The organism is Actinomyces sp. HMSC065F12, assembly GCF_001814535.1.
Classification (GTDB): Bacteria; Actinomycetota; Actinomycetes; order Actinomycetales; family Actinomycetaceae; genus Pauljensenia; species Pauljensenia radingae_A.
Window position 1 is genome coordinate 27,841 of the sequence record NZ_KV816981.1, and the last position, 969, is coordinate 28,809.

General features: G+C 60.7%; 1 protein-coding gene and 1 pseudogene. Both read left to right on the forward strand.

What is annotated here, in order from left to right:
- Positions 1–227: pseudogene (locus HMPREF2975_RS06155) on the forward strand (N-acetylmuramoyl-L-alanine amidase); the annotation flags it as partial.
- 512 nt (positions 228–739) lie between these two features.
- Positions 740–949 (forward strand): hypothetical protein, encoded by a 210-nt coding sequence (locus tag HMPREF2975_RS06160; protein WP_048707921.1) that lies wholly within the window; start codon positions 740–742, stop codon positions 947–949.
- Positions 950–969: the final 20 nt, after the last annotated feature.

Here is a 969-nt window from a genome sequence, read left to right on the forward strand (position 1 = left end):
AGGAGCGTAAGCTCCGCCTCGGAGCCAACTACGCCGCTGTTCAGGCTCGCGTGAACGAGAAGCTCTCTGGCAACGCACCTGCCGCGAAGCCAGCAGGGCCCAACATTGACGCGCTTGCCGACGCCGTGATCCGTGGCGACTATGGCAATGGTGAGGAACGTAAGCGCCGCTTGGGCAACCTCTACGCCGCTGTTCAGGCGCGCGTGAATGCCAAGCTCGGCTACTAACCCCACGTTGCTCCGGCGAAACTTAGCCCCGCTGCTACCCGTCATGGGTGGTGGCGGGGCTTTTCGTCGTTTCATGGACGGATTTAACAATCGGGGGTTTGTCGGCAGTGGGGTGAAGGGAGTGACCCCACTGTGAATGATCTTGATGAACAACGTATCCGCAACCTGCGCACGGCGGGCTGGGGGTATAAAGCGATTGCCGAGTTTTGCGCCCTGACTCGTGACCAGGTCCGCTCGTACTGCACAACCCGAAACCTTGACGCCGCTCCGGTGATGGTCGAGCGCGTGTGTCAGTGGTGTGCCAGCCCTATACAGGGAGGGGCTCGGGCTCGGTTTTGCTCGCCCGCCTGCAGGCATAAAGCTTGGCGGCATCGACAGAAAACTGAGCCTATGCGCGAGCAGACCTGTACGCACTGCGGACGCTGCTTCGCGATCGTGGACAAGCCAGGTCAAAAGTTTTGCTGTCACGCCTGCTATGTGCGTGCTCGCTTCGGCACCAGGGGCGGACGACCATGAACGCTCTCACGGCTCGGGTTGATCAGATGACACAGCCTGACGTGTTCGCCCGAGAACTCGCCTTCATCACGGACTCTCACACGTTGAGCGTGCTGGCGGGGCGGGGCGTGCTCACACCCGCAGAGTATCAGCGTGCTCACCGGTTGTTATGGAAGGCGTGGACGCCGATCTATCAACCACAGATTGTGGGCGAAACGACTGGATAAACACCGCCTTTAGAGCGTGT